The organism is Roseivirga seohaensis, assembly GCF_001592945.1.
In the GTDB taxonomy this organism is placed as follows: domain Bacteria; phylum Bacteroidota; class Bacteroidia; order Cytophagales; family Cyclobacteriaceae; genus Roseivirga; species Roseivirga seohaensis.
The window spans coordinates 1-25720 of the sequence record NZ_LRPB01000046.1 but is presented as its reverse complement, the minus strand read 5'-3'; the positions used below and the strand labels follow the sequence as shown (position 1 = coordinate 25720).

General features: G+C 38.3%; 24 protein-coding genes. 7 read left to right on the top strand and 17 right to left on the bottom strand.

The features are described 5' to 3' along the window. Window positions 1-8: 8 nt before the first annotated feature. Window positions 9-2624: an ABC transporter permease gene (locus AWW67_RS12900; protein ID WP_062302257.1), complete on the bottom strand. Its 2616-nt coding sequence runs from the start codon at window positions 2622-2624 to the stop codon at window positions 9-11. Between the two features lie 136 nt (window positions 2625-2760). Then, entirely contained in the window at window positions 2761-3105 is a 345-nt protein-coding gene (locus AWW67_RS12895) for a PadR family transcriptional regulator (protein ID WP_053225007.1), read from the bottom strand. 269 nt (window positions 3106-3374) lie between these two features. On the opposite strand from AWW67_RS12895, the gene AWW67_RS12890 reads away from it, so the two are divergent. The 4 genes from AWW67_RS12890 to AWW67_RS18815 all read left to right on the top strand — a co-directional run bounded on the left by AWW67_RS12890 (window position 3375) and on the right by AWW67_RS18815 (window position 9270). Then, window positions 3375-5861 (top strand): hypothetical protein, encoded by a 2487-nt coding sequence (locus AWW67_RS12890; protein WP_062302255.1) that lies wholly within the window; start codon window positions 3375-3377, stop codon window positions 5859-5861. A 2-nt stretch (window positions 5862-5863) separates the two neighbouring features. After that, on the top strand, window positions 5864-6982 hold the full coding sequence (locus AWW67_RS12885) for a carboxypeptidase-like regulatory domain-containing protein (RefSeq protein WP_082794046.1): 1119 nt from the start codon (window positions 5864-5866) through the stop codon (window positions 6980-6982). 142 nt (window positions 6983-7124) lie between these two features. Next, window positions 7125-7922, top strand: coding sequence for a LytTR family DNA-binding domain-containing protein (locus AWW67_RS12880; protein ID WP_062302252.1), 798 nt, complete (start codon window positions 7125-7127; stop codon window positions 7920-7922). A gap of 100 nt (window positions 7923-8022) precedes the next feature. After that, window positions 8023-9270, top strand: a complete 1248-nt coding sequence (locus tag AWW67_RS18815; RefSeq protein ID WP_082794045.1) for a S41 family peptidase — start codon at window positions 8023-8025, stop codon at window positions 9268-9270. Between the two features lie 312 nt (window positions 9271-9582). On the opposite strand, the gene AWW67_RS12870 is transcribed toward AWW67_RS18815, so the two are convergent. The 13 genes from AWW67_RS12870 to AWW67_RS12810 form a co-directional block, all read right to left on the bottom strand. Continuing rightward, on the bottom strand, window positions 9583-9945 hold the full coding sequence (locus tag AWW67_RS12870; RefSeq protein WP_062302249.1) for a VOC family protein: 363 nt from the start codon (window positions 9943-9945) through the stop codon (window positions 9583-9585). A gap of 610 nt (window positions 9946-10555) precedes the next feature. After that, window positions 10556-12007, bottom strand: coding sequence for a nicotinate phosphoribosyltransferase (locus AWW67_RS12865; RefSeq protein ID WP_062302247.1), 1452 nt, complete (start codon window positions 12005-12007; stop codon window positions 10556-10558). A 25-nt stretch (window positions 12008-12032) separates the two neighbouring features. Beyond that, entirely contained in the window at window positions 12033-12896 is an 864-nt protein-coding gene (gene prs, locus AWW67_RS12860; protein ID WP_062302246.1) for a ribose-phosphate diphosphokinase, read from the bottom strand. A 67-nt stretch (window positions 12897-12963) separates the two neighbouring features. Next, window positions 12964-13653: an NUDIX hydrolase gene (locus tag AWW67_RS12855; RefSeq protein ID WP_062302244.1), complete on the bottom strand. Its 690-nt coding sequence runs from the start codon at window positions 13651-13653 to the stop codon at window positions 12964-12966. A gap of 835 nt (window positions 13654-14488) precedes the next feature. Continuing rightward, window positions 14489-14893 carry a lysozyme inhibitor LprI family protein gene (locus AWW67_RS12850; RefSeq protein ID WP_082794044.1) on the bottom strand — a complete coding sequence of 135 codons (405 nt, stop codon included), beginning with the start codon at window positions 14891-14893 and terminating at the stop codon, window positions 14489-14491. 493 nt (window positions 14894-15386) lie between these two features. Then, the gene (locus AWW67_RS12845) at window positions 15387-15683 is read right to left on the bottom strand and encodes a hypothetical protein (protein WP_062302241.1); all 297 of its coding nucleotides are present in this window, start codon (window positions 15681-15683) and stop codon (window positions 15387-15389) included. A gap of 110 nt (window positions 15684-15793) precedes the next feature. After that, a complete protein-coding gene (locus AWW67_RS12840; protein ID WP_062302240.1) occupies window positions 15794-16375 on the bottom strand; it encodes a YdeI/OmpD-associated family protein in 582 nt (193 codons plus the stop codon). 87 nt (window positions 16376-16462) lie between these two features. Beyond that, a complete protein-coding gene (locus tag AWW67_RS12835) occupies window positions 16463-16999 on the bottom strand; it encodes a dihydrofolate reductase family protein (RefSeq protein WP_062302238.1) in 537 nt (178 codons plus the stop codon). 55 nt (window positions 17000-17054) lie between these two features. Beyond that, complete coding sequence (locus AWW67_RS12830) at window positions 17055-17363, bottom strand: DUF6122 family protein (RefSeq protein ID WP_062302237.1); 309 nt, start codon at window positions 17361-17363, stop codon at window positions 17055-17057. Between the two features lie 134 nt (window positions 17364-17497). Continuing rightward, window positions 17498-18208 (bottom strand): CPBP family intramembrane glutamic endopeptidase, encoded by a 711-nt coding sequence (locus AWW67_RS12825; protein WP_062302236.1) that lies wholly within the window; start codon window positions 18206-18208, stop codon window positions 17498-17500. A gap of 53 nt (window positions 18209-18261) precedes the next feature. After that, window positions 18262-19377, bottom strand: coding sequence for an MBL fold metallo-hydrolase (locus AWW67_RS12820; RefSeq protein ID WP_062302235.1), 1116 nt, complete (start codon window positions 19375-19377; stop codon window positions 18262-18264). Window positions 19378-19431: 54 nt separating this feature from the next. Beyond that, on the bottom strand, window positions 19432-20046 hold the full coding sequence (locus AWW67_RS12815) for a succinate dehydrogenase/fumarate reductase transmembrane subunit (RefSeq protein WP_062302233.1): 615 nt from the start codon (window positions 20044-20046) through the stop codon (window positions 19432-19434). 44 nt (window positions 20047-20090) lie between these two features. Then, the gene (locus AWW67_RS12810; RefSeq protein ID WP_062302392.1) at window positions 20091-20672 is read right to left on the bottom strand and encodes a Crp/Fnr family transcriptional regulator; all 582 of its coding nucleotides are present in this window, start codon (window positions 20670-20672) and stop codon (window positions 20091-20093) included. A 274-nt stretch (window positions 20673-20946) separates the two neighbouring features. On the opposite strand from AWW67_RS12810, the gene AWW67_RS12805 reads away from it, so the two are divergent. Next, on the top strand, window positions 20947-22233 hold the full coding sequence (locus AWW67_RS12805; protein ID WP_062302232.1) for an aminotransferase class V-fold PLP-dependent enzyme: 1287 nt from the start codon (window positions 20947-20949) through the stop codon (window positions 22231-22233). 211 nt (window positions 22234-22444) lie between these two features. On the opposite strand, the gene AWW67_RS12800 is transcribed toward AWW67_RS12805, so the two are convergent. Both AWW67_RS12800 and AWW67_RS12795 read right to left on the bottom strand, forming a co-directional pair. Continuing rightward, on the bottom strand, window positions 22445-23200 hold the full coding sequence (locus AWW67_RS12800; protein ID WP_062302230.1) for a hypothetical protein: 756 nt from the start codon (window positions 23198-23200) through the stop codon (window positions 22445-22447). Continuing rightward, on the bottom strand, window positions 23193-23777 hold the full coding sequence (locus AWW67_RS12795) for a hypothetical protein (RefSeq protein ID WP_176700051.1): 585 nt from the start codon (window positions 23775-23777) through the stop codon (window positions 23193-23195). Before AWW67_RS12795 ends, AWW67_RS12800 begins: the two co-directional genes overlap by 8 nt. Window positions 23778-24261: 484 nt before the next feature. Between AWW67_RS12795 and AWW67_RS12790 the strand changes: the two genes are divergently transcribed. Next, on the top strand, window positions 24262-24999 hold the full coding sequence (locus AWW67_RS12790; protein WP_062302229.1) for a phenylalanine 4-monooxygenase: 738 nt from the start codon (window positions 24262-24264) through the stop codon (window positions 24997-24999). Window positions 25000-25021: 22 nt separating this feature from the next. After that, window positions 25022-25606 (top strand): imidazole glycerol phosphate synthase subunit HisH, encoded by a 585-nt coding sequence (gene hisH / locus AWW67_RS12785; RefSeq protein WP_062302227.1) that lies wholly within the window; start codon window positions 25022-25024, stop codon window positions 25604-25606. Window positions 25607-25720 lie beyond the last annotated feature (114 nt).

Below are 25720 nucleotides of genomic sequence, written 5' to 3'. Positions count from 1 at the left end.
CAATTTTGTTATTCAGCTCTTAGGGCTTTAACTGGGTTTTGGCTGGCTGCTGAAAAAGACTGACCTATAACAGTGAGCATTGCTAGAATACTTGCCGTCAAGCCAGCTCCAGCAAAAATCCACCAGCTTAATGGTGTCTGATTGGCAAAGTTATCGAGCCATTTTTCCATTAAGTACCAAGCAATTGGCCAAGCTATTATAAAAGCAAGCAGCACCCATTTCATAAAGTTAGTACTCAGCAAAGCAATCACTTGTCCCGTGCTGGCCCCTACAACTTTCCTGATTCCAATTTCCTTAATGCGTTTTTGGGTTTCGTATAGGGCCATGGTAAACAGCCCTATAGATGAAAGAATTACTGCGATCAGGGTAAATATCACAAAGGTTTGGGTTAACTTTTTTTCCCGTTCATATTGCGTGTTCAGCTTATCTTCCAACACGGTATATGTGAATTTTTGGTTTGGATTAAATGTTTGAAAGAGTTCAGAAACACTCTCTATCGTTGCTTTAAAGCGTTCTTCCTGTACTTTAAGTGTAAAGGGGTTCTCAATATTTTCGAAATTAACCATAACGAGAGGAGCTATTTTTCTTGATAAGTGCTCATAGTGAAAGTTTTCTACCACACCAATCACTTGATAAGGATCACCTTCTCCGCCCCAATAGCTACTTGCCAATTTTGCATCTTCAAGGTTTTCAATTCCCCAAAACTCCATAGCGGCTTTGTTAATCACCACTTTGTTTTGTCTTTGAACATCTAGAGAGTCCGAAAAAAAGCGCCCTTCGATTATTTTAAGACCAACAGTTTCAGCGTAATTCGCATCTGCACTTAAAAGCTTGATTTCTGAGTATTCATAATTACTGTTTACCAACTTCCAAGGCATTCCAGAAATAGAATTATCAAAAGGTGTTTTCCCTTGAGAAAAATGCTCTACCCCAGGAATCTTGGCCAATTCGTTTACCACAAAGTCGTAGTTCTTCTTCTGTTCTTGGCTCTTTTCATAAAACTCTTTATCATCTCCAGAGTATTCTACCCTGTCGAAGAAACCAAAACTGACTAGGTTCTCCTTATCAAAACCAAGGTCTTTGTTTTGCATGTACTTGAACTGTTTGAAAATTACACCTGTAGCAATTATAAGTGCGATGGCAAACACATATTGAACTGTAGTGAGCACCTTTCCGGCTTTAAAGCTCTTAATGTTATTCAGCTGACCTGATAGCGCTTTTACGGATGATATTCTAACTGTTTGAAGAAGTGCCACAAGCGTTGTAGCAATTATGAATACAAATGTGGCGGCACTAATTAAGCCTAGAACATTCAATTCATTCATGTCAAGGGTTAAGTTTAAGAAGTTGAGATATGTAGGTTTAATTACGAGGAATAGCACATAGGTTACTATTATGCTAATAACCATATAGACTAGTCTTGAGGCGACCAATTCAAAAACAAAGTCTTTCTTTTCGGCTCCATGTATTTGTTTGATACTTTTTGCCTTGAGTTGAGAAAAAGATAGTGTCGATTGCATATTGGTGAAATTCAAGATGCTGACAAGTAGAATGACAAGAGCAACCAAGCGCATAGTGTCTAGTTCATAGGCCTGACCGTGTTTGCTTAAAAGGTCAGTGTTTAATTGCTCATTGAAGTAGGTATCACTAAATGCTACCGTTGATAGGGTGCTTTCTTTGAACTGCGGATGGTTACGGCCTAACCCAGCAATTTTCTCATCGAAGGCATTTTTGTCGAAAGAGTTGTTCACAAGTAAAAACTCAATGCCTGCTGTACCCCAGAAACTTTGTGCGTGTATGGGTAAAATAAAGTCGAAGGTCATGGAGCTGTTGGAGGGGATGTCTTCCAATATTCCAGCAACCTGAAACGAACCTCGTTGGCTTATTTCAATTAACTCCCCAATTGGTTCAGAATCTCCAAAAATCCGCTTAGCCATCGATTGGGTTAAGAGAATATTCGAAGGTTTTTTCAGTACTTCATTCGGATTTCCGTCAATTAGTTTAAAGTCAAAATAGTCGAAGAATGTACTGTCCGTAATCATTCCACCACCTCTGTAAATCTCATTGTTATATGATAATTTGAGTCTGTTGGGGCTCATGTAAATGGTTTGTACTGAGCCCTCTATTTCTGAATACTTACTATAATCCGCTTTGAAAAATAAACTCGTATTGATTGGCTCATATTCGTCTACAGCGCTTTGCTGAATCACTGGGATATACAGTTTAGCATAATTGGTGTGGAACTGGTCGGTGGTTTGTTCGGAATTGACCCAGAGATAGATCAGAAATGTACTGAATACACCAACTACTATGCTTGTAAGGCTGGCAAAGCTGATAAGTGTATTTTTTCTAAATAGCCTAAAGGCTAGCTTAAAGTGAAGTTTCATAGGACTAATTGTTGAGTTTTTGTTTTTGAAGAATTTAAAAGCAAACGGACGCAGATAGTTAATGACCTGAAACCAATAGTTGCGTTTTGCTTTTCGGGCTGAATGTTGTTTTAATGTTGAATGGAATTTCTCGTCCAAATCGCCCAAAACCTCTTCTGCCAGTTCATCTTTAATAAACCAGTTGAGTAGCTTTTCAGCTAGGCGAGGAGGGGTGATATGGTTCTTGGAGTTTTTCATTGTTTATGAATCGTCATTGCGAGAGAGGTCCTTTTGCGCTAGCAATGGAGCGACCGAAGCAATCTCATAATCGTTATCCCGAGATTGCTTCGTCACAAACTTCCGCTACCGCGAAGCTTGTTTCTCGTAATGACGCCTAGATGTTAAAATTTAGTTTACTGCCAGCAAAGGCCGGAAACTGATTCCAAAGTGATACTTTAAAATCTCTAGCCTCTTGTAGCGTTCTCTGACCAGAGGCTGTAATTGTGTAAATTCGTTTTCTTCGTCCACCACGTTCGGCAGTAGATTCCCCCATTTCTGATTCTAGAAATCCTTTTTCCATTAATCTGTTAAGAGTGGAGTGCACCGCCCCAATGGATACGGCTCTACTGGTTTGCGATTCAAACTCTTCGGCAATTTTAAAAGCGTAGGCTTCTTTATCTAAAATACCAACCAAGAGCAGAAGTGTCTCTTCAAAGTCTCCTAAGCGTGTTTCTTTCATAACTTACTAGATTGTAGAACAAATATAAGAAACAAATTTAAATATGTTCTACTTTTTAGTAAGTAATAAATTGAACGAGTGCTAACTTGAGTAATTAAGTGTTATGTTAAAATTTATTTTTACTATAAAAAATTTAACCATAGTAAGGTCATTTTTTTTGTTAGGTGTTTTATTGTTTTGAAATTATTCTGAATCCGAGTACATTGAACTTAGTTATACGTTGTTTTTATTTTTTGTGTAATTCTTGTTTTCAACCTTATCTAACCCTTATGAAATCCAAATTGACCATTTGCTTCATTCTAATTTGCCAGAGTTGCTTGGTGTTTGCTCAAAAGGCTTCGGGCATTGAAGAGATTAGCCAGTCGCTGGAAAATTACGATACCTCTTTTCCCTTCGAGAAAGCCTATGTTCATACCGATAGAAAGTACTATTCGGCTGGTGAAATGGTATGGTTTCAAGCCTATTTGGTTGATGGAAAAACGCTTGAACCCTCTGGGTTGAGCGGAAGTATTATGGTGGATCTATATGATTCGGAACACAAGCTTATAGCGCAACGGAAAGTCTATTCGAATGGAGGTTTTGGTAATGGTGACATTAAACTACCGAGTGACCTGAAAGCTGGAGTTTATATTCTGAAGGCCTACACTAATTGGATGAAAAATTTCGATGAGGGATTCATGTTCGAAAAGAAATTACTGGTAATGGATGATTCATGGGCACCAACAGAAGTGAACAGTAGCGATATAGACGTTCAGTTTTTCCCAGAAGGCGGACACTTGGTAGATAACGTAAAGAGCAGAGTAGCCTTCAAAGCCATTGATGTTTCTGGTCGAGGGGTTTCTGTTTCGGGTCAAGTGACTGACGAATCGGGTAACGCCATTACTGACTTTACTACTGAACATGACGGAATGGGGACTTTCTCATTCACACCAGAAATGGGGAAGAAGTACAGCGCTAAAATTGAAGGCAGTTCAACAAGCTTCCCTTTGCAAACGGTGGAAGATAGAGGTTTTGTTATTGAAGTAGATAACAGTAATATGAACCTTTTAAAACTGAAATTGAGGTCTAATGAAAACACGAATAAAGCGCAAAACTATAGCTTAATCATTCATTCTAAGCGCCAGTTAATTTATGCCCTAGAACTCAAACTTACAGAAAGTGAGAACCTGATTACCTTGCCTAAAATCCACTTTCCTAACGGTATTTCGCACATTACTTTATTCGATAGCGAGTCGAATGTTGTTTTGGAGCGACTCATTTTTGTGGATAATCCCAAAGGAAAAATCACAGTGAGTACCGATCAGGAAACTTATGAGCCTAGAAGTAAAGTAACTGCTAAGATCGATGTTAAAGAATCGAACGGAATGCCTGTTGAAGGTTTGTTTTCTGTAAGTGTTTTGGATCTAGGGCAAACGCTTGACAGAGCACCCAATCAAACCATTTATTCTGATTTATTCCTCACTTCTGACCTTAAGGGCTACATCGATAACCCGATGTATTACTTTGACCCCAACAGTGAAAAGGCAAAAGCACACCTGGATTTGGTAATGATGAGTCATGGCTGGACACGTTTTTCTTGGGATGAAATATTACAAGGTTTGCCCGAGCCAGAATACCAAGTGGAAAAGGGGCTGTCTATATCTGGAAGGTTGATGAATACATCAGGAAAGAAACCACAGGCTGAAGGTGAAATTACCATGATTAGTCAAACAGACAATATGGAATTATTCAATACAACTCATACAGATGAAGAAGGAGTGTTTAGTTTTAATAATCTTAGGTATTCAAATACCGATAATGTGATTTTGCGCGGCACGGGGCGCAAAGGAGATAAATATGTGAAAATTGTGTTGGACAGCACTACGAATACACCTGCACTCAGTTCGGACTTTAAATCACGTTTTGAGACGCAAGAGATTAAACCAGAAGAGATTACAAGCTATACAGAAAAAAGTAACTTCCGCAAATCCTATGTGGTTACCTATGGTTTTGACTCCCTTATGTTCAGAGATCTAGGTTCTGTAACAGTAGAAGGGAAAAAGCGAGGAGAAACTGTTTCTCGCTTGGCCAGCAGTACTTATGGCTTAAGTAATTATGTGATAAATTTCAATGATATTAACATAAAAACCTATATTAATCCACTTGATGCTTTAGAAAACAGAATCCCTGGTTTTAGAACCAATATTGCTGGTAACAGTGGTAGCGAGGATAATATAGGGACATTCGATGGTGCCGGTCGTATGACCAATTACATCACAATCAGAAACCCAGGAGGAACAACTAAAGAGGGACAGGGTGGTACAGGCAATGATGGTATGCCCCGTCTTTTATTGGATGATAAGCTCATTACCTATGATCAAATAGTTTCTATGGCACCCAGCATGATTGACAGGGTAGAGGCTTATTATCAAGAAACGAGAAACGTGTTTAATACAGCTGATTTAGGTTGGGTATTGGCATTTTATTCTAAAGAAGAGGGAGCCAAAAATGTAATCACCAAAAGGCTAAAGAATGGCTATGATAAACCGAGAGAGTTTTATGCTCCAAAATACGATGTAAAGGAACCTGTGCATAGTCAGCCAGACCGCAGGGTAGTGCTTTTCTGGAAACCGATGTTATTGATTGAAGATGGTGAAATTACATTTGACTATTGGAATAGCGATATGGATACAGAAGTGATGATTGATGTTCAAGGGCTTTCAATGTCTGGTGAGCCTTTTCATCTGGTGAAAAGCTATAAAATCGAAAAGAAATAAGCATGGTTAGATTTAGATTCTTGTTCAGCTTAATGCTCATTATGAGCAGCTTGACTTTAGTTTCACAAGAAGGCTTTGGCCAAATTAGAGTACTGAAAGGTAGGGTAGTAGAGAAAGAGAGTGGAAATCCCATCAGCTATTGTACGGTTGCTTTGGTGGGTACATCATTGGGAAGTATAACCGATCAGGACGGCTATTTTGAGATTAAAGACTTGCCCAATGAGACCCTCAATATTGTGGTTTCTCATATCGCTTATGAAAATAGAATATTGGTGTATGACCCGAAAAGGCTTCCTGAATCCTTAATTATAAAGCTCGATCCAGCAGTAGTTGAACTTGATCAAGTTGAGATAAGCACGAAGGGCAAAGGTAGAGTTGCACGGAAAAGACGAAGAGAGATAGGCGACTTTTACAATATGGTTTTAGGCACTGGCTATGATGACAAGGATATTGAACTTACAAATGCAGAAATCATCGACCTAAAAGACTTGACTTCTAAAAGCACTATCTACAGTGCAAACTATGACCTCAATTTTGTTAATCAGCACCTTGGCTATCAGATTGACTACTACAACTTTGCATTTTATATGGCCGATAGAGCGAAATCGTTTTTTGGTTACCCTGTTTTTACAGAAATGAGGCCCGAGAATGAGGAACAACAAAAGCAGTGGGTAACTAACAGAGAGAAAGCTTACTACGGTTCATTAACGCATTTTTTGCGTAGTTTGATAGAGAATAAAGTGACAGAAGAGAATTTTTTAGCAAGCCTTACCAACTATAACCCTTCGTCATTCGATTCAAAAAAAATGAGTAGAAAGACCGAAGTGATTCGAATCGATTCAACAGGGTATTCAGAAGGAAATGTCCACTTGATCTATCATAAAGAAAAAGAATTCTACGAGTTGAGCTTTGATGGCGTAATTGAGGTTTTTTACGTGGGACCCGGAACTGAAGAGTTAGAAACCACGCCTTTGAGTTACATAAAAGTGATTGGAACAAGGGCCATTGTCTACCCAAATGGTATGCTGAAAGACCCACTTTCTATTATGACTTATGGCTATTTGGGTAATAAAGGTGTGTATGAAATGCTGCCGTCAAACTATTTACCCAAAAGGAAGTAACGGTGAGAGAAATGGATTTTTTAGAATAAGTCTTCGTTACCCTAAATATCATAAACAGACCCTTCCCCAATGAAGTGAACTTTGTTATTTTATCCCTTGAAAAGAACGGCTTTTCCAATATCATTGTAAGCGAAAGCCAGATATGTTAAAACAGCATTACCCATTCGATCCTTCCATAAAGCATCATGTACTGATAGCACTTGGTTTGGCAGTATGGGTTTTTGTGTTTCTCTTTTTTACCGAACCGCTTGATGTAGGTCAGCTTTACTTGAATGAAAAGCTGACTTATCTGCCGCTCTATGGTTTTTTTGGTTCTGTTTGTTATCTCATTTGCTTGCCATTTCAGTATTGGCTGTCTAAAAAAGTAGGGCATTGGCTTGTTTGGTCCGAACTTACTTTTATGTCTTTCGTCATCATTATCGGTTTTGTGGCTACCCGTTTGGTGTACTACTATTTGGTGGTGGACTCTGACCCATACGCCTATACCATTTCTTATTTTGCTACTGCCATTTATTTGCCCGCTGCACTCACGGTTTTCCCTATGGTCGCCATAGGCCGTTGGTCTTTTGGTAAATACAAAGAGAAGCGTTTAGAGAACGATAAAATCGAAATCAAAGGTACGGGGAATTACGAGAGTTTGCGTCTGCAATTGAACGACCTTATTTGCATTCAGTCGTCTGATAATTATGTGGAAGTGACTTTTGACGAAGGAGGAAATTTAAAGACTCAGCTGATCAGAAATAAGCTGACGGCTGTGGAGGAGCAACGTCCAGAATTGATCCGAACCCACCGTTCTTTTTTGATGAATCCTTACCATTTTAGGCAGTGGAAAACGGGAAACCGTAAAGTAAATGTAATGCTTACAGGCGACCTTGAAGTACCCGTTTCAAAAACTTATCAGGCTGCAGTAGAAGCAGCCGTCAATTCCACCACAGAATAGTGTGATTTCGCCACAACCCTAATTAAATAGGTTTAAAGGCCGATTTCTGTTTGTACGTTTGAATCAGTCAAACACATAAATACACGCAAAACAAACAGACATGAAAAATTTAATGACCCTAATTTTCCTTATTACTTTAAGTTTTAATCTTTCGGCACAAGCCAATTGCGACTGTAAACCAGAGCTAGATTTCGTCTACGAGCAAATGCAGACTACCTATTCTTTCAAAGACCAAATCAAGGGAGATCAGAAAGAAGTTTTTGAAAGCCTTTATCAGAAATTAAGCACTCAAATGGCCGAGCCAATGAGTCTACCAGACTGCTTCTGGAAACTCAATCAGTTGATGTCATTAGTGAACGATAAACATGCTGAAGTCTTTGAAAAAAAGCCTGATTTTGAAGCTGAGAAAATATACGATTCGGCATTTGTAAAAGCATACCGAGCCACCGATGCTTTCCTCAATTTCCCTAAAGCAACAATCGACCTTGATGTCTTAGCTGCTGAGCTAAAATTGAAAGCTGCCAGCGATATTGAAGGTATTTACAACATTGGTAGTGTGATGAAAATGGGTGTTTATCGCATTGATGATACCGACAGTTTAGTGGGCGTGATTTTACAATCGCAACTTGGTACTTGGGCACTAGGACAGGTTTTCGCTTATTTGAAAGAGACACAGCAAGTGGCTCATTACGATATCGCTTTTTACAATCAAGTTTATAAGCATTTGACATTCGCGAAAGCTCAATACTTTGCCAATGGAATGCTTTTCTCTAATGTGATCAAGGAAAATGCGGGAGAGAACCATAGCTTGATCAATGGGGAAGAAAAGGAGGGTTATGTGCTGTCGAATTTAACAGATGATGTGCAATACGTTTGGTTGAATAGCTTTAACCGCAGGACTATGGCGACTAAGCGCGATGCACTGATTACACAAATTGAGAATGAGCTTAAAGCCCCAAACTTGATCATTGACTTGCGTAACAATGGAGGAGGAGCAGACAAGATCTCGCTTCCGATTTTGAAAGCATTGAAAAAGAAGACAGAGCATATTTATGTGATCACGAATTTCTATACTGGATCCAATGCGGAAATGACTACTGTGCGCTTAAAACAACTTTTTAACGCAACTCAATTAGGACAAAGGACTTATGGTGCCATTAGTTATGGTTCTAACTATGGCAAAACCTTTCATTCCTCTTCTGGGCTATTTAGTTTTTACCCTACGGATATGAGACAAAGGCAATTTATTGAGTACGAAGAAATAGGGGTAGCACCAGATATTGCTTTAAAGGCCGATACTGATTGGATTGAGCAAACGCTCAACTATATCAAAACTCAAAAGCAATAATTTTAAAGAGACCGGGTCAGATGTGTTTGACTGCTGTCTAATCCAAAAGAGGCCGTTGAAAGGCGGTCTCTTTGCTTTCTTAAACAGCAAAGAGGTTACTTGAGAGATACTGAAACAAATTCAGTATGACACTCCGAACAAGCTCAATTGAACTGTCATCCTGAGCTCGCAGGATCCGTTAGCTACTCAGTTAAAAGCAGAGGGGCGCTAAAGAAAGCGGACAGAGTTCTTAATGAATAGATTGTCAAAGGTGCTGCCAGCAGATAAATCGGAGAACCTGCGACAGGAAGGATTCAATATTCCCTTAAAGATTCACCATTGCTGAATAATGATGCATACTTGATTGTCCCTAATTGCAAATTCTTTTGCTCCCCAAGGGCGAAGTGTGACTTTACTAAGATTTGGATGCAAAAACTCGGGATATGATGAACTTATCTTTTTGTATATCTCGTCAATACTATTTGTTACAAGTCTAAACTCGGGATTATGTTCCTTTGCTAGTTCTTTATTTTCAAAAAGGTACATTTGTAACTCACCCTTTTCGATCACACAAAATGGACTTTTTGACATCAATTCTTCATGTCCAATGCTAAACTCAAGGCAATCAATAAATAGTTTTAATCCGTCTTTGATATCCAGGTAATAGACATTGGGAACTAACTTGGCAAATTTCATAATTGATTTAATTTGGATTGACTTCTGCAAACATATAGAAATAAAGATATTCTTTATTTCTATATGTAGGGCTTGATTACAATCAAGAAATTACTTCATTCTAGCACTTACCCTCAATGTTTCAGGAGCCACTCCTAGGTATTAGGCGATTAGCATTTAAGGATAGCGATTTATCCATTGGGGGTTTTTCAATGGAAGTTCTTCTGGATTTATTGCTATATAATCCAAAAGACACCGTTGAATGACACTTCGAATAGGCTTTATTGAACCGTCATCCTGCCCGCGAAGCTTCGGGGCGTTTCAGTATCCGTGGGCTATTTTTTTTAGATCCTTCGCTTCACTCAGGATGAAAAGCAGGGTGCATATAACTTGCTCTATCGTCACTCAGCTACGAATCTCTTTTTCAGAAGTATAGATTGAATGAGTAAACTGTAAAGTCCCATCACTTACTGTCACTTTGAGGTTGAGTTTGAAAAACGAAACCGCGAGAGTCTGTTGGTTTGGAGAGGAGGTGCTAAGTACATATGCTTCGATTTGGTCTTTTGAATGGCTCCGAATCTTAAAAGAGACCGCTCAAGGGTGATCTCTTTGCTGATGAAAATTAAGCATTTCAACAAATGATTTGTTCTCGTATGTCCTTCAATGATTGATTAATAAGTAATTTACCATCTCTAAATATTTCTTTCAGCTCACCTTGTTTTTCTTCCTCCCATGAAACACGGTCTATTAATTTAAAGCTTCCATTTTCTTTAACCACTTTCATCAATCCTCTTGCAGACTTTTTTGTGCCATCATCTGTAACAGGGTCTTTGTAAATCTCCCTTCCTTCTCCATTAACTTCACCATAGGTGGCTTTCATGGCGAAACCAAAAGTATCTCTAGTGTTATACTGATAAGTGAAAGAGCCAACTCCTAAAACTACATTCGTGGATGCAAAACCTTTTGATTTTAAGTTTTTACAGATTTTTTCAGCCCGCTCTAAGGTGATGCTGTCTCCGTAAATTGCGCCAATGTGAGGGTCTAATTCTTTATATCCTTTGTGATTCACTTTGCCTCCAAATTCATCCCAAAGCAATTCTATTACTCCTTTTTTCTCCGATTCGATTTTTCCCTCAGGATTTCCGCAAATGATTTTCACAGGGTCACCACTATCCGGGCGAATAACCAGCTTTCCATCTCTAGCCAAAACTTCACTTTTCAGTCGAGGCAGGAAGTTGGTCAACACTTTCCATAAATCCCATGTGTCTGATACTATAGAAACTATTCCATTGGGATACACCTCAGTGATCAATCGTTTAAAGGTTTTAAATTCACCTGTGTCTGTACCCATACTCATTACTGAATGCTCTGTGGCGGCTACAGATCCACCTATTAGTTCTGTGTCAGAATCTGCTCCATAATATTCTTCTAAGAAATCGATGCTAGGGATGGTGTCGGTACCTCTAAAGCTTAATAAGTGGGCAGCTCCACTTACGGTTGCAGCCTCTAATCCAGCCATTCCTCTCATGGAAAAATCGTGGCCTTGCCAATCTACAAACTCAGGAGTAGAGCTGGTTTCCTCCGCAAATTTATCTAGGATTCTTCTGTAGGCTTTTGCAATAGTTGCAGAATTGCAAGGCATCCATATCGTAGTAGAAAGCAAGGTTTCAAAGTAATTAGTAAGCCAAAAGAACTCATCAACTGTGTTGTACATGGTAAACATTGGAACTCTGAGAGGTACTGAAGAGCCTTCTGGAAGCGCTTTGAAAATCATGGGTATATAGCCTAGATCATGAAGTCTGGCAATGTGGTCGGTTCCCACGGCATTAGGACCTAAATAGTTATTGATCCTTCGTGCATATTTTTTAAGCACTGGCTCTTTGGCTTGACTGAAAAAGTCTTTTTCAAAGTCTTCGATCACATACTTTTTTAAAAAATATTGAAGACCAAAGAAAACTACTTCGTCTATATTCTCCAGTCTACTCATTCTGGGCGTCCAGTTAGAGTAAACCAGTGTAGTGCCAGTAGGGTATTGCCTTCTGTGATCTACTTTATATCCGTCTGTGAGTAGAAGTGGGTTCATGACGTTTGTGTTTAAGGTTATTGTGTTAATTATTGAGCGTGTCGCTTTTTAAAATATCACTATTCAGTTTAAGCTGTGTAAAGTTTTTTGCTTGATGGATGGTTTTGAACGAGTCCGTAGTATAAATATGATCGAAAACTGTGCTTAGGGCTTCTAACCCTTTGCTGAAAATGCCATGGCTTACGGCCAAATAAAGTTTTCCTGCATTCTTTTCTTTGAGGGCTTTTGCTAAACCCATAAAGGTGCCACCGCCATCGCATATGTCATCTACAATTAGACAAGGTCTATTATTTAAGTCATGCGCATACACTTGGAAATTCGTGACTTCTCCCGTGTTAACATTTCTGGATTTTGAGCATTCAACTACTTTATTTTCCTTAAGGCTTGAAGCCAATTTGTATATTTTCTTAAGTGCTCCACCATCTGGAGAAACAAGTAAAAGTTCTTTAGGAAGTTCTTCCATTGCCTTTTTAATAAAATCTGTGTTGTCGATTACTTCACAATTATTAAGTAATGCAGGAGTTACTTCTGAGTGAGGGTCAAATACTATAACCCGATTATAGTTTTGAGCATTGATGATGTCAGTATAAATTTTTACCGTCAATGGTTCACCTGCAGTCATCATCCTGTCTTGTCTTGCTGCTGGGAAATAGGGGATTACAACATTGATCTTGGTGATTCCCATTCTTTTGAGTGCATCAGTGGCAATGAGCAACTCTCCAAGCTTGTTGAAGCTCGTGATCCTGTGAGAGATAGTTATTTCCTTGGAACTCCCTTCAATTGGAGCAATTCTAATATGTGACTCACCTCCTGGGAAGGTAAATAGATTGAAGTTTATCTGTGGCAGATCTGGACAGGGAGAGAAATGAGGATCAAGATTAAGAATCATATTTGCGTATTTTGTACACAAATATGTGTGCTAAATTTTTAATGTCAAAAACTATTTTGTGTTATTTTTACGCAAATTTAATATCGAAGTGAAATCCAGACGATTCTAGTTGACTATATTTCCTTTTGTTGAATCTATAAACAGCCCCTGGTCGTCCGCTACCAGTCTTTCTCAATTCACCTGTCTCTTCAAGAAGCCCGAAGCTCAGTATTTTCTTTCTGAAGTTTCTTCTATCTATTTCTTTTTGAAGAATTGTTCGGTACAAGTTTTCTAAATCAGAAAACACGAACTCATCACCTAGCAAATCGAAACCAATCGGTTTATAATGAACTTTAGATTGCAGTCTTTCTAATCCTTTTTTAATGATTTGGTTATGGTCGAAGGGGAGTTGGGGTAGCTTATTGATTTCGAACCAGTTTACATCTGAGGCATCAGTGTTGGCTTGAATATCGAGTTGTTTAGGGTTTGCCAAACCCAAGTAGGCAATGCTAATAATATGTCCTCGGGGGTCTCTATTTACATCGTCACCAAAGGTGAACAACTGCTCTAAGTAATCAACAGTAACGTTGGTTTCTTCTTTTAACTCTCTAGCTACTGCCACAGAAAGCGGTTCATTGTCTTTTACAAAACCTCCAGGTAATACCCATTTGCCTTTCATGGGGCCATACTTTTGTTTTATCAAAAGAATAAATAGGCTACCATTCTCATATCCGAAAACAACTGGGTCTACAGCGACTTTTATATTTTGAGAATCCATATGTGTCAAATTTACGCAATAGGTGATGAAAATCACACATCCCCCTTGAGGTTAATTGAAGTACAGATATGGAGCAATGTATGATTGGTTAAAAGCTATCGCTCAAGCTAAATTAGGGCAATATTTTGACTGCTGTCTAATCCAAAAGAGACCGTTGAAGGGCGGTCTCTTTAATTTTGTTGGTGGTGTAGTGAAACCGCAAAGTAGCGCAAAGCCTCATCACTTACCGTCACTCTGAGTGTTTTTGAGGTACGAAAAAACCGTTCCGAATTCTCGGAAGAGTCTGTCTGTTCAAAGTAGTGCTATCAACTTACAGATTCTTTCGGTCGGTTATTTCTCTATCGAGCAATAATCTCTCTCAGAATGACGCTCCGAACAAGATCAATTATAACCGTCACTCTGAGGTTGAGTTTGAAAAACGAAACCGCGAGAGTCTGTTGGTTCAGAGTGGAGGTGCTAAACAAAGCGGATAGAGTCCTTGATTAATAGTTAGTCATAGGTTCGGAGAACCTGCGACAGTGGGGGTACGAAAAAACCGTTCCGAATTCTCGGAAGAGTCTGTCTGTTCAAAGTAGTGCTATCAACTTAAAGATTCTTTCGGTCGGTTATTTCTCTATCGAGCAATAATCTCTCTCAGAATGACGATCCGAACAAGCTCAATTATAACCGTCACTCTGAGGTTGAGTTTGAAAAACGAAACCGCGAGAGTCTGTTTGTACTGAGGAGAGGTGCTAAAGAAAGCGGACAGAGTCCTTGATTAATAGTTGGTCACAGGTTCGGGGAACCCGCGACAGTGGACTGTAAGGGTTCGTTCATTCTTTTAGAATTAATTCCGCTACTCGTCTTTATTCAAATATTGTTTGATGAAGTAATTAATTCGGTCGAGAACATAAGTAGCTTTCTTTTGATATTTGATCATCATTTCATCTTGCCCGCCTAACCCGATATCTTCCTTATTAATTTCGTTAAATTTCTTGTCCCTTGCTTTTAACCATGATAACTGAGCCGTTTTTAAATCGCTTTTTTGCTCTTCGGTCATGGGTTTTCTAATATGGTTGTATACCACATTCAGCATACTGTCAATTTTAATATAGTAGTTTCTTTCACAGTCAAGCATAAATCTGCCCTCGTCTAAACATTTCTGATTTATTTCTGCTAAATGTTCAAGGTCTTTACCGAAATCTTGCGCTTGCAGTATTACGGTATTAAGCAATATGGATAGACAAATGATTTGTTTCATTATTTATTTAAAATAAGCTTCTTAATTCAGGTTACGGACATTTACGGCTACCGTTGAGCGGGCTTGTAGTACTCACTTTCCAAGATAACTAATTTCGATAATTATGCATCAAAGGGAGAGCGCTCTTTTTGAACGAATATGGTTTGTTGGTACTTTGGTAAAAACCGTTCCGAATTCTCGGAAGAATCTGTTTGTTCAAATTAGTGCTATCAACTTACAGATTCTTTCGGTCGGTTATTTCTCTATCGAGCAATAATCTCTCTCAGAATGACGCTCTGAACAAGCTCAATTATAACCGTCACTCTGAGGTTGAGTTTGAAAAACGAAACCGCGAGAGTCTGTTGGTTCAGAGTGGAGGCGCTAAAGAAAGCGGACAGAGTCCTTGATTAATAGTTAGTCACAGGTTCGGAGAACCCGCGACAGCGGTGGATAAAACACTATGCAATGGTTAGGTTAGCTGTGTACGCATTTTAGTTTTTATAGGAGTGTCTTTTTATTCTTTTTCAGTTTTAATAATGTGTACAGTCCCAAATCCCTTTTTGGTACTAACTGTGAAATACCAAACATTCATTAATCCGTTTAAAAAGACTGGTTTTTCGTCAGAATCTTTTCTAAGTAATTGCTCTTTAATTTCCTTAATTGTTTTTAATCCAAGTTGGCCTATTTGTTTTTGCTCCTCATGAATTCTGTCAGTCCAGTCCTTTATTGAGGTTTCAAGATTATTGGATTTCACTTGAGTTGTGTATGTGCCTCCACGGAATTCCATTATGTATGTGTATATGTTTTCCATTCTTTAATGAATGCTAGCGTTATATATGCGACAAATTTGTATCGTAAATTACCCATCTAATTTATCAAAACTTCCTTAAAACACACCATCAATTTTAGCGCTGAAGCTTTTCACCTAAACTGTTTTGGCTTTAAGTTTTCACTTGCATTTGCTGCGATTTCTAAAACTCTCTTTTGTCTGGTTTCTGGTCTTTTCGCAGAGATTACCCAGTGCAATAAAATCTTTTTAGCGGATTTACTTAGGCCATCAAAGTAGTCTGTGGCGCCTTTGTGATGGGCCAATGCTACTTTTAAATCTTCTGGAATAACTAGGGCTTCAATTTCATCTAAGAATGTCCAAGAACCATTCTGTTTTGCGGTTGCTATACTGGCCAAACCAGCTTTGGTCATGAGGTTATTTTGGATAAGTTGGTCCACCTTTTCTTTGTTTACTCTAGACCACATGCTCTTAGGCTTTCTTTTGCTGAAATACTGCATGTACCTTTCTTCGTCAATGGTTTTTTTGGTGCTGTCTATCCACCCAAAGCAAAGGGCTTCATCCACAGCTTCGCTCCAAGTAAGAGAATTAATTTTTGTGGATGTCCTAAAATAAACCAGCCAAACAGACTGTTCAGACGTATGGTTTTTCGCCAACCATTCGCGCCATTCTGCTCGGCTTTTAGGACAATAGGTTTCTGTTTTTTTATTACTCATTTAAAATTGTCTATTGCCTTATATGGGTTAACTGTTCATTGGAGCAAACCTAAACCCAACAAGTGACAACCCTATGTCAGTAGTTCATTATGGTTTTTTTCGTTTGTAATGCAACTGAATTAACCCCGTTTCAAATGTTTTAGCAGTTACAAATTCAAGCAGTTGTTCGGGGCGTCCATCCTTGAATAACCTTGTCCCATTTCCTAACAAAACTGGAATGATTGAAATAATAAACTCATCAATCAAGTCATTTTTTAGAAGTTCGTTGATTACTTCTGCACCTCCATCACAATAAATATTTTTACCATTTTCAGATTTTAGTTGTTTAACCAAATTTGTCAAGCTTCCTGTGTAAAAGGTTGTTCTTCCAACACTTGGTCTTTGAGTTCTTGTAATGACATAAACATCTCTTTGTCCATTGTCGTAATGAGATGAACCGATTTCTTTTATTACATAATCATAGGTTTTTCTGCCAATAATCAGCGTGTCGATGGTGTCTGTAAATTGCTGATAGCCATAGTCTTCCCCCTCTTTTTCTACTAGCTTTAAGAAACTAAGGTCGTCATTTGGTTTTGCAATGTAGCCGTCTAAGCTTGTGGCGATGAAGAGCGATATTTTCCGCATTTGTCTTGAGTTTTAATGTTTCTGTAAGTTAAAGTCGATAACCTCGAGTTCTTGGTTACATCATTAAGCAATCACTATAATCAGTAAGCATATGAAAGAGTAAGCCGATGCTGATAATTCTGAAGGGCTTTTTGAAAAATAGAAGGACAACGTAAAAGCCCATGGCATAATAGGTATGCAGAAAATGAAAATTAATGCTGCATCGGCCAGGGTCAAAAATTGGGTTGGCGAATAAGTGATCTAAATCTACAAGCATAGTCGCCAGTAAAATCAAGTAAGTTTTCTTCCAGTCCTTTTTAAAAAATACCAGAGCAATCACCAAAGGAAATCCAAAGTGTAAAAAGTAGTGAATTAATGATTGCATAAAGGCAATGGGTTAAGAATACAAATGATGTTGAGTATCTTCAAAAATATCGTGTTGCAATAATCACTAAAATCATTGAGGTATAAAAAATGAAAAATCGAACCTCTGTTTTATAACTATTCGGTTTGTCAGCCTTAATTTACAACCCCACCCGTAAGGTAAAAGGCGGTTAGACTAATGGTGTTGATAATCATATGCGCTAGTATTACGGGTATAAGTCTCTTTTTTGATATTAAATACATTGCTCCAAAAATCAGTGCTATAAAGGCTGTTGTAATTATTCCGGCTAAGCCTTGATAGCTATGGAGCATTCCGAAAAATACGGAATGAACAATTAGTGAAACTACCCAGCCAATCTTGCTTTTGCCAAAAAAGTCGGACAAGCGATTGAGTAAAAAGCCACGCATCAGTAACTCTTCTCCAAGGGCGGCTCCAATCCAAACCACGGTTACAAGGTATAAAATGAAATAAACTGGTTTGCCAAGAAAAAATTGAAACCTGTCGGCTACATCAGTCGGTTTTTCTAGCCCATAATGGGAAAGGATAGGGTCAAGAATAAGGCCCATAACTAGAAATACACTTATTACGGCCAATAAGGCTAAACCTATATTGATTGCCCATTCTCTTTTACCTTTTGGTAGAGTCAGACCATATTTTCGCCATTTTTCTTTAGGGCGCTTCATAAAAATTGTGGCGACAATGATTCCACACCAAATACCAATTGAACCAGCTCCGTTGATTCCGAAATAGTCGGCAATGGACTTGATTCCAACCATGACGATTAACACAGTGATGATTTCTAATAATATTTTGACGTTGAAGGCACTTCTAGGTTCTTGGGTCATTAATTTTTGGTTTTCTACAATAGTTCAGGAAGGATAAAATCGTTTTTGACGGATTATTTTTTCGTTGCTGTTAGGCGTTCAGTTCCATTGAAATAGACAAAGCTGTTTTTGGCAGCATTGAAAGTAAGGTGTTTGTTTGGAAACTGACCTTTTAGGTGAAACTGGGTTTCTGAAATAGGAGTGATCTCGAAAATGTAGGCTCCCTCACTTCTTAAAATCAGCTTACCTTGTTCCAAAATTATTTCATCAACTTGCCCATTTTCGTATTGATAAAAACCTTCGTATTGCTTTAGGTTGTTTTCCGAAATGGAAAAATTAGAGACTAAATCAGCTGAAATGGTTTTGTTAATGGTACGTAGTATCGATTCGCTAGAAACATTTTTGCTATCGTTAAAAACAATGCTCAACTGCTTAATCTGTTGGTCGTTCGCAATCTCTTCAGGGCTTTTCCCTGTTTCATAGAGTTGAGCAATTCTATCGATCCATTTTTGTGAATTTTGTTTATACGCTTTTAGGTCGCTTTTACTAGAAATCAGTTCACCATGGGCCGAAACTATTGTTGTTTTTGTGTCACCAATTGATAATGCTTTATCTAAAATCTCAATATGACCTTTTCCGCCACCACCGTAATAAAAATGTGGAAATGAGTTGGTCATGTAAGTGTCGCCCATAAATATGGTGTTGCTGTTTTTGAAGTAGATCAGCGCATCGTCAAAAGTATGAGCAGCAATGTGAAGTAACTCGACTGTTTCATTTCCCATTTCTAAGGAGAAAGAGTCTTTGAAAGTGAGGTCGTGTTTCGCTTGTGAATATTGGGCATTCTCCTGCGAAACTATGGTAGCCCCTAATTCAGCAAAAAAGGCGTTTGCTCCACTATGGTCTGGGTGGCTATGTGTGTTTAGAACATATTTGATTGGCTTTTCTGAAAGTTGCTGTATTGCTTTCAGTAAATTTTGATGGTTACTTACACCAGACATTGGGTCTACCAAAAGCAATCCATTTTCACCTATAAATACCCCAGTATTTGTGTTGTAATTGACCGACTTTAAAACATAAAGATTGTTGGTTATTTTTTCTTGTGTAAAACCCACCAACAAAACTTTTTCTGTTCCTGTTGGTTGATTGCAAGCACTGTTGAATAGTATGGTTAAAAATATAAGGTACTTCATGTTTTCTTTATTTTACAGTTAGTTGGAAGGTTAGGAATGGGGCCTGAACTCCTTTTATTTTCCAATCATAATATCGTATTCACTTGGTATTTCAATTCCGTTAAATCCATTTGTTAATCCATAAAGTATGGTTAATGATAACAATACTCCAAAAGCCAGAATTACAGATGATTGCTGGAGCGGCTTTATTCCCAAAATGGCATTCTTGAATTTTTGAGCATGAATTGCAGCAATGTGACCAAAAAAGGAAATGATAGCCAGTCCGTAATAGGGTACAAAGAATAGGTTAAACGGAAAGGTATTTAAGCCTGCAACTCCAAAATAGATGTTCGTGTCGAGTTCTAAAACTAGCCTTCCCAAGAACACAGCAGCAAGGTGAAATATAAAGAAAATAGCCAAGTACAGGCCGCTCCATAATTGCAGTTTCCCCCAAAAGCTATTGGTAACTTTTCTCCTTTTTAAAAACAGTTTAAAACCAGTAATGATTTGTACAAGTACGGAGAGTAATAAAATGGTTTCAGCAAAAGCATTTCTATATACCACACGGAATTTCTCCATAAGCTCTATGTGTTCTTCTACTCCAAAGAGGCTGTAAGTATGATTGAGGAGGTGGAAAACAATGAAGATTGTAATTGTTAATCCTGATATAAAATGTATTCGCCTTGTCATTTTTCAAATGTCAGGCTAAATACCGATGCAGCATTTGATCTATATCAAATTCGACTTTGTGATTTACGGATTCTGCTTAAAGTCTCGAGAGTGATCCCGATATAGGAGGCAATATGTGTCAAAGGTACTCTTTGGGTAATGTCGCTGCGAAGTGATATGATGTTTTGATACCTCTGTTCTGCAGATTGAAATTGGATTGCAACGATTCTTTCTTGCTGTTGTAGCATTGTTTTAATGGCTACATTTTTAGTTAGTCTTTCAAAATCGTGGTGTTTGTTGCTTAACTCGTCCGCACTTTCTCTTGATATTTCAAGTAGAATGGAGTCTTCCAGTACTTCTATATAATGCGGGCTTGGAACGCCTAGAAAAAAGCTTTGAATAGAGCTGATAAAGTCACCTTCGAAAGCAAACCAGTCTGAAATGTCCTTACCGTCAGTTAAATAATAAGCTCTTGCACAGCCTTTTACAATGTAGAACGATTTGTCCGAGTACTGTTTTTCCTTGACCAGAATCGTGTTCTTAGTAGGTGTTACGAACCTTGATTTATTCAGTAAATCACCTTTACATGTTGGTGTTAAAGGAGAATATGAATCACTTATATGGTTAATGACTTCTGCTTTATTCATAGAGTACTGGCTCACAGCGCTTGTGCAGCCCATTTATAAAATAAAATTCAACCCAACCCATTTACGGATTACAGATTGATTTCTAAAACTAGCATTTGTTTTTAATTCGTTTAGACTTAAGAAGGTATCAAATATGATTTGTTACAATTCTACTTCTGTATTTTTATTAAAGATGAGCCTCTCACATTAGGGGATTAAACGATTTTTTGATTTTAAATTTGGCAACGACATAAGTTGCTAACTTAGAACCCATATCACCATCAAATTTTTTGAGATGAAAAGAAGATCCTTACTTCAAAAACTCGCAGTTGGCGCAATTTCCTTACCCTTCATTGGTCGTTCTTTAGACGAGTATTTGCCTAAAGAGAGTATTGCAGAATGGAAAGGAGAGTTCGACCTAACCAAAACTCAAGATGAAGCATTTTGGAAAGCCTTTAAGAAAACGCACTACGATGTAAGCGATAAGTGGATTAATCTTGAGAATGGTTATTTTGGGGTACAGCCAAAAATGGTGGTAGACGCTTACGTGGAATCCATTAAAAAGGTGAATAGCGAAAGTTCTGGCTATGCACGTAAAAACTTTAATCAGGACATGTCTGCTGTAATGCACACGCTGGCTAAGTTTTCGGGAGCAGAGCGTGAAGAATTGCTGATTACCAGAAATGCCACGGAAGCGCTGAATATTCTGATTCAAGGCATCGACTTTCAACCAGGTGATGAAGTGATTTTTAGCGAACAAGACTACCCAAGCATGATTGAGGCCTTTGAAATGCTTGAAAAGACAAAGGGCATTACAATCAAGCGAATCGAGCTGCCGATGATTCCGGAAAGTGACGCACAAATTGTAAGCTTATACCAAGCAGCCATGACTAACAAAACACGCTGTATTTTGGTGACACACCTGGTTCATTTAACAGGACAGATTATGCCAGTAAAGGCCATTGCCGATATGGCTAAGCCTAAGGGTGTTGAGGTAATTGTAAATGCTGCACACAGTTTCGCTCACCTCGATTTTAAAATTCCAGATTTAGGCTGTGATTTTGTGGGCGTCAACCTGCATAAGTGGTTCAGTGCACCCATAGGCATGGGGCTTATGTATGTGAAGAAAAGCAGAATTAAAGACCTCAGTCCAATGTTTGGTGATGTAGGCCAGCGCGAAGACAATATTAACAAGCTGGGCCACTTCGGAACGCTGTCATTCCCCACTTTGCTTACAGTGCCCAAAGCCACTGAATTTAATAATATGGTGACCATCCCTGTGAAAGAAGCACGACTTCGGTATTTGCAAAACTACTGGACAAAGGAAATAGGAGGGATTGCTAATGCTGAATTGCTTACGCCCACGGAAGCAAAAAGAAGTTGCGCCATTGCTACCTTCAAACTACGTAACCTAGATGCCGATGAAGTAATCAAAAGGCTTTATGATGACTTTGGCGTATTTACCGTTAAAAGGAATTTACCAGAGAATGAAAAAGCCATCCGCGTAACCCCAAATTTATATAGCTCAACTGCCGATGTAGATCGACTACTGGAAGGTATTCAGAAATTGAGCAAAGGCTGATATACGCCACCAGAGTATATTTTGAACCACAAAGAACGTTGAGAAACGCAGAGTATACTCTAGCTCAATCGCCTGCTTTAAGTCATCCTGTAAGGATCTTTTTCAGAAACACAGAAGGGGTTTACTTGTGGGGCGTGAAAGGATTCCTACGGAATGACTCACATCTTGGATTTACAGCATTAACGGACAGAGTCCTTTGGTTTATAAGGTGTTACAGGTTCGGAGAACCTTCGAAAGTAATTAATGCTATTAGTTTTTCTAGGGAAGTCTTGATGCTTTCTGACTCACTTTTTTTGAGCATTAACTCAGCCTTGGTTTTCATTCCGCTATAGTTTGCGCTAGGGTATAGTTTGATTAACTCTGAGAAATATTTATCAATTCCACCAGCAAATTTCACTTTCCCTGCTTCAGTGAAGGCATTTTCATTATTTACTTCATCTAAATAGAATAGGTAGTTATTTATCAAAATATTGACATTAGAATTAATGCTACTCTTGACTTGCTGAGCGTCTGGATCATCTGCACTTTCTTTGAGTAGATCATTCCCCAGTTTGAAGTATCTCAGTTGAAGTCCTAAGCCAAAATGCCATACAGCCAGCATTTCTATATCATAAAGATATTTGTCTTGTCTGTCAGTTGCGGTATAGATGCCAGACATGTCCTTCCATTCGGCAAAGAATTTTTCGGCAACTTCATTTCTATGTTTTAAACCTAATTCATCGTCTTCAAGAACAACTTTGTAATTCTGTTCATCAGTAAGTTTTTCAACGATAATCTTATTTTCTGGATTGTCGAACGTTGGAAGTTTTTCATCACTTTCATAATTAAAACGCAATTCTATTCCTACTTTATCGTAGTCATTTGGGTCCCAATACCTCTTATCAAGAGGGAATTGATGATTTTTAGAGTTGCAGCTTGTTAGTATTAGGTAGCTTACTATAAAAAGGAAATGTTTGACTTTAATCATTTAAAGTAATTTTAGCTTTTTTAAAATCGGCCAGTAAATTTAATAAACTGTCGATTTCTTTCTCATATCTTTTTTGTTCGCTCAAAATATAGCTATGAAAAGTGTTGTAGTCGTATTCTTTTTGAAAAGCTCTTTCCTCTTGTTTTGCATTTTTAATTATTTTCTCAGCTTCTTCTCTTTCAAAAGAACTAAGTTGAGATATGCTCTCTTTGGCCTTTCGCGCAAATAGCTCCGTTATTTTTATGTGGTATTTTTCATGGGTTAAAAGCTCTTTGCTGTTCGTGTTCGTTTTATAAACGAAAGAGCGTGACGGGTGAAATAAAGACCAAACGGTTACATAATTATCGTCAACCTCACTTTCAATGGATGTAACTACGTAGGCAAACCTTTTACTTCCATAGAGTGATTTCTTAAAGAACTCCAGGCCCCGAAAGTTCTCAAATGTTATTTGATCGTATTTATCGAAGGTTAATGGCCTTTCATAATTTAGAAAATTGGTGTGATTCAAAATAGCTAATCCAATGAGTGTTAATGCTAAAAATACAAGGCTATATTTTAGAGGAGGAGAGAGCTTCATTTTGGCCGATTATGTTTTTTAATAGATCCTAGATTCAATTACGTCCTTATTTGAAAGCATTATCAGTCATGGCTTGAATTTAGAAATTTGATTGGGTTTTAGTTAAGAAATCTTATGGATTATTGCATTCACGGACAGAGTCCTTTGGTTTATAAGGTGTTACAGGTTATGCCAAAGGGCAGATGAATCAGAGAACATGCAAAAGGAAGCTTCATTAGACTTTAAACAAAAAACCCTAAATAGATTTTCGCCCCACCCAATTCTTTTTCAAAAAAAGAGTTGCCATTTCGAAAATGCATTTTACCTTTGGGGCAATGTTACATAGCAGCGCACATCATTATTACTATTACTACCCGAACGATCGGAACGGCAGCGCTATGTAAATTGTATAGAAACAATTAATCAAACATATAAGACCCGATTCCGCAAGAATCGGGTTTTTTGTTTTTTAGCCCATTCCAGCGGAGTCCTTAAAAAGGAAAGAATGAAACAGATTTATGAGAATTACACAGCCGAAGACCAGAAAGTTTGGGGTATCCTCTTCGACCGACAGTTTCCTAGTTTGCCTAAAGCCGCAACTACCGAATTTACCAAGGGTTTAAAGTTGGTGAACTTCACAAATGAAGGAATTCCAAACTTTGAAAAAACCAATGAGATACTTCGTGGTTTAACAGGTTGGGAGATTTACGCAGTGCCCGGAATTGTAGAAGATGGTCTTTTCTTTGAGCTTATGGCCAACAAGAAATTCCCTGCCACTACTTGGGTGCGGAAAATGAGTCAGTTGGATTACCTGGAAGAGCCAGATATGTTTCACGATGTATTTGCACACATTCCATTACTCACCAATCAGGCTTTTGTAGACTTCCTTCAGGCCATCAGTCAGTTTGGTCACGAATGGATCGAAGATGAATGGGCAATTCATTTATTGTCAAGAATTTACTGGTATACCATTGAGTTTGGCTTGATCAGAGAAGAGGGTGAAGTGAAAATATACGGAGCAGGAATATTATCGTCTGCGGGTGAAACTAAATACTCGTTGAGCGATGAGCCCAACCACTTTGAGTATGACGTAGATAAAATTTTAGAAACGCCTTACAGAAAGGATAAAATGCAAGAGAATTACTTTATTATTGAGTCGTATGAGCAATTGTACAATTCTCTGCCAGAGATTAAATCTAAAATTGAAGCGAAATTAAAACAGAGAAAAGAAGCGGTGGTTTAAACCGCTTTTTTCATTCAAAAATATGAGTGTAGTTATTGTAGATTATAATGCGGGCAATGTGCAGTCGGTTACTTATGCTTTAGAGCGTTTGGGCGTTTCTCCTGTGCTCAGTGCCAATCCGGAAGTGATTCGCTCTGCAGACCGCGTCATTTTTCCAGGAGTGGGCGAAGCCAGTACTGCCATGAGGTTTCTGAAGGAAAGAAAGCTGGACGAAGTGATTAAAGACCTAAAGCAGCCCGTTTTTGGCGTTTGCTTGGGTTTGCAGCTTATGTGTGCTCATTCCGAAGAAAACAATACCGATTGTCTTGGTATTTTCGATGTGCAGGTAAAAAAGTTTGAACCGACTTTAAAAGTGCCTCAGATGGGTTGGAATAACCTAGAACATACTACTGGGCCTTTGTTTAAAGGAATAGAAACTGATAGTTATGTGTATTATGTACATAGCTATTATGCAGAAACAAGTCCGTATACCATTGCTACCACTGATTACGTGAATACGTTCAGTGCGGCTTTAAATAAGGATAACTTCTATGCATTACAGGCCCACCCTGAAAAAAGTGGAAAAGTAGGAGAACGCATCCTTCAGAATTTTCTAGATATCAAGTGAATCGGTTGATTAGGGCAACAGTGGGGCAGAAAATCAGGGAACAGGTAATCAGTAAAAAAAGATAACCCTATCTCTGGATTTAAGTTTTTCCTAATTGACTATTGACTATTGACT

Bases quoted from the DNA above. Each gene is read 5' to 3' on its own strand.
- AWW67_RS12900 (WP_062302257.1), bottom strand. From the start codon at position 2,624: ATGAAAAACTCCAAGAACCATATCACCCCTCCTCGCCTAGCTGAAAAG.
- AWW67_RS12895 (WP_053225007.1), bottom strand. From the start codon at position 3,105: ATGAAAGAAACACGCTTAGGAGACTTTGAAGAGACACTTCTGCTCTTG.
- AWW67_RS12890 (WP_062302255.1), top strand. From the start codon at position 3,375: ATGAAATCCAAATTGACCATTTGCTTCATTCTAATTTGCCAGAGTTGC.
- AWW67_RS12885 (WP_082794046.1), top strand. From the start codon at position 5,864: ATGGTTAGATTTAGATTCTTGTTCAGCTTAATGCTCATTATGAGCAGC.
- AWW67_RS12880 (WP_062302252.1), top strand. From the start codon at position 7,125: ATGTTAAAACAGCATTACCCATTCGATCCTTCCATAAAGCATCATGTA.
- AWW67_RS18815 (WP_082794045.1), top strand. From the start codon at position 8,023: ATGAAAAATTTAATGACCCTAATTTTCCTTATTACTTTAAGTTTTAAT.
- AWW67_RS12870 (WP_062302249.1), bottom strand. From the start codon at position 9,945: ATGAAATTTGCCAAGTTAGTTCCCAATGTCTATTACCTGGATATCAAA.
- AWW67_RS12865 (WP_062302247.1), bottom strand. From the start codon at position 12,007: ATGAACCCACTTCTACTCACAGACGGATATAAAGTAGATCACAGAAGG.
- prs (WP_062302246.1), bottom strand. From the start codon at position 12,896: ATGATTCTTAATCTTGATCCTCATTTCTCTCCCTGTCCAGATCTGCCA.
- AWW67_RS12855 (WP_062302244.1), bottom strand. From the start codon at position 13,653: ATGGATTCTCAAAATATAAAAGTCGCTGTAGACCCAGTTGTTTTCGGA.
- AWW67_RS12850 (WP_082794044.1), bottom strand. From the start codon at position 14,893: ATGAAACAAATCATTTGTCTATCCATATTGCTTAATACCGTAATACTG.
- AWW67_RS12845 (WP_062302241.1), bottom strand. From the start codon at position 15,683: ATGGAAAACATATACACATACATAATGGAATTCCGTGGAGGCACATAC.
- AWW67_RS12840 (WP_062302240.1), bottom strand. From the start codon at position 16,375: ATGAGTAATAAAAAAACAGAAACCTATTGTCCTAAAAGCCGAGCAGAA.
- AWW67_RS12835 (WP_062302238.1), bottom strand. From the start codon at position 16,999: ATGCGGAAAATATCGCTCTTCATCGCCACAAGCTTAGACGGCTACATT.
- AWW67_RS12830 (WP_062302237.1), bottom strand. From the start codon at position 17,363: ATGCAATCATTAATTCACTACTTTTTACACTTTGGATTTCCTTTGGTG.
- AWW67_RS12825 (WP_062302236.1), bottom strand. From the start codon at position 18,208: ATGACCCAAGAACCTAGAAGTGCCTTCAACGTCAAAATATTATTAGAA.
- AWW67_RS12820 (WP_062302235.1), bottom strand. From the start codon at position 19,377: ATGAAGTACCTTATATTTTTAACCATACTATTCAACAGTGCTTGCAAT.
- AWW67_RS12815 (WP_062302233.1), bottom strand. From the start codon at position 20,046: ATGACAAGGCGAATACATTTTATATCAGGATTAACAATTACAATCTTC.
- AWW67_RS12810 (WP_062302392.1), bottom strand. From the start codon at position 20,672: ATGAATAAAGCAGAAGTCATTAACCATATAAGTGATTCATATTCTCCT.
- AWW67_RS12805 (WP_062302232.1), top strand. From the start codon at position 20,947: ATGAAAAGAAGATCCTTACTTCAAAAACTCGCAGTTGGCGCAATTTCC.
- AWW67_RS12800 (WP_062302230.1), bottom strand. From the start codon at position 23,200: ATGATTAAAGTCAAACATTTCCTTTTTATAGTAAGCTACCTAATACTA.
- AWW67_RS12795 (WP_176700051.1), bottom strand. From the start codon at position 23,777: ATGAAGCTCTCTCCTCCTCTAAAATATAGCCTTGTATTTTTAGCATTA.
- AWW67_RS12790 (WP_062302229.1), top strand. From the start codon at position 24,262: ATGAAACAGATTTATGAGAATTACACAGCCGAAGACCAGAAAGTTTGG.
- hisH (WP_062302227.1), top strand. From the start codon at position 25,022: ATGAGTGTAGTTATTGTAGATTATAATGCGGGCAATGTGCAGTCGGTT.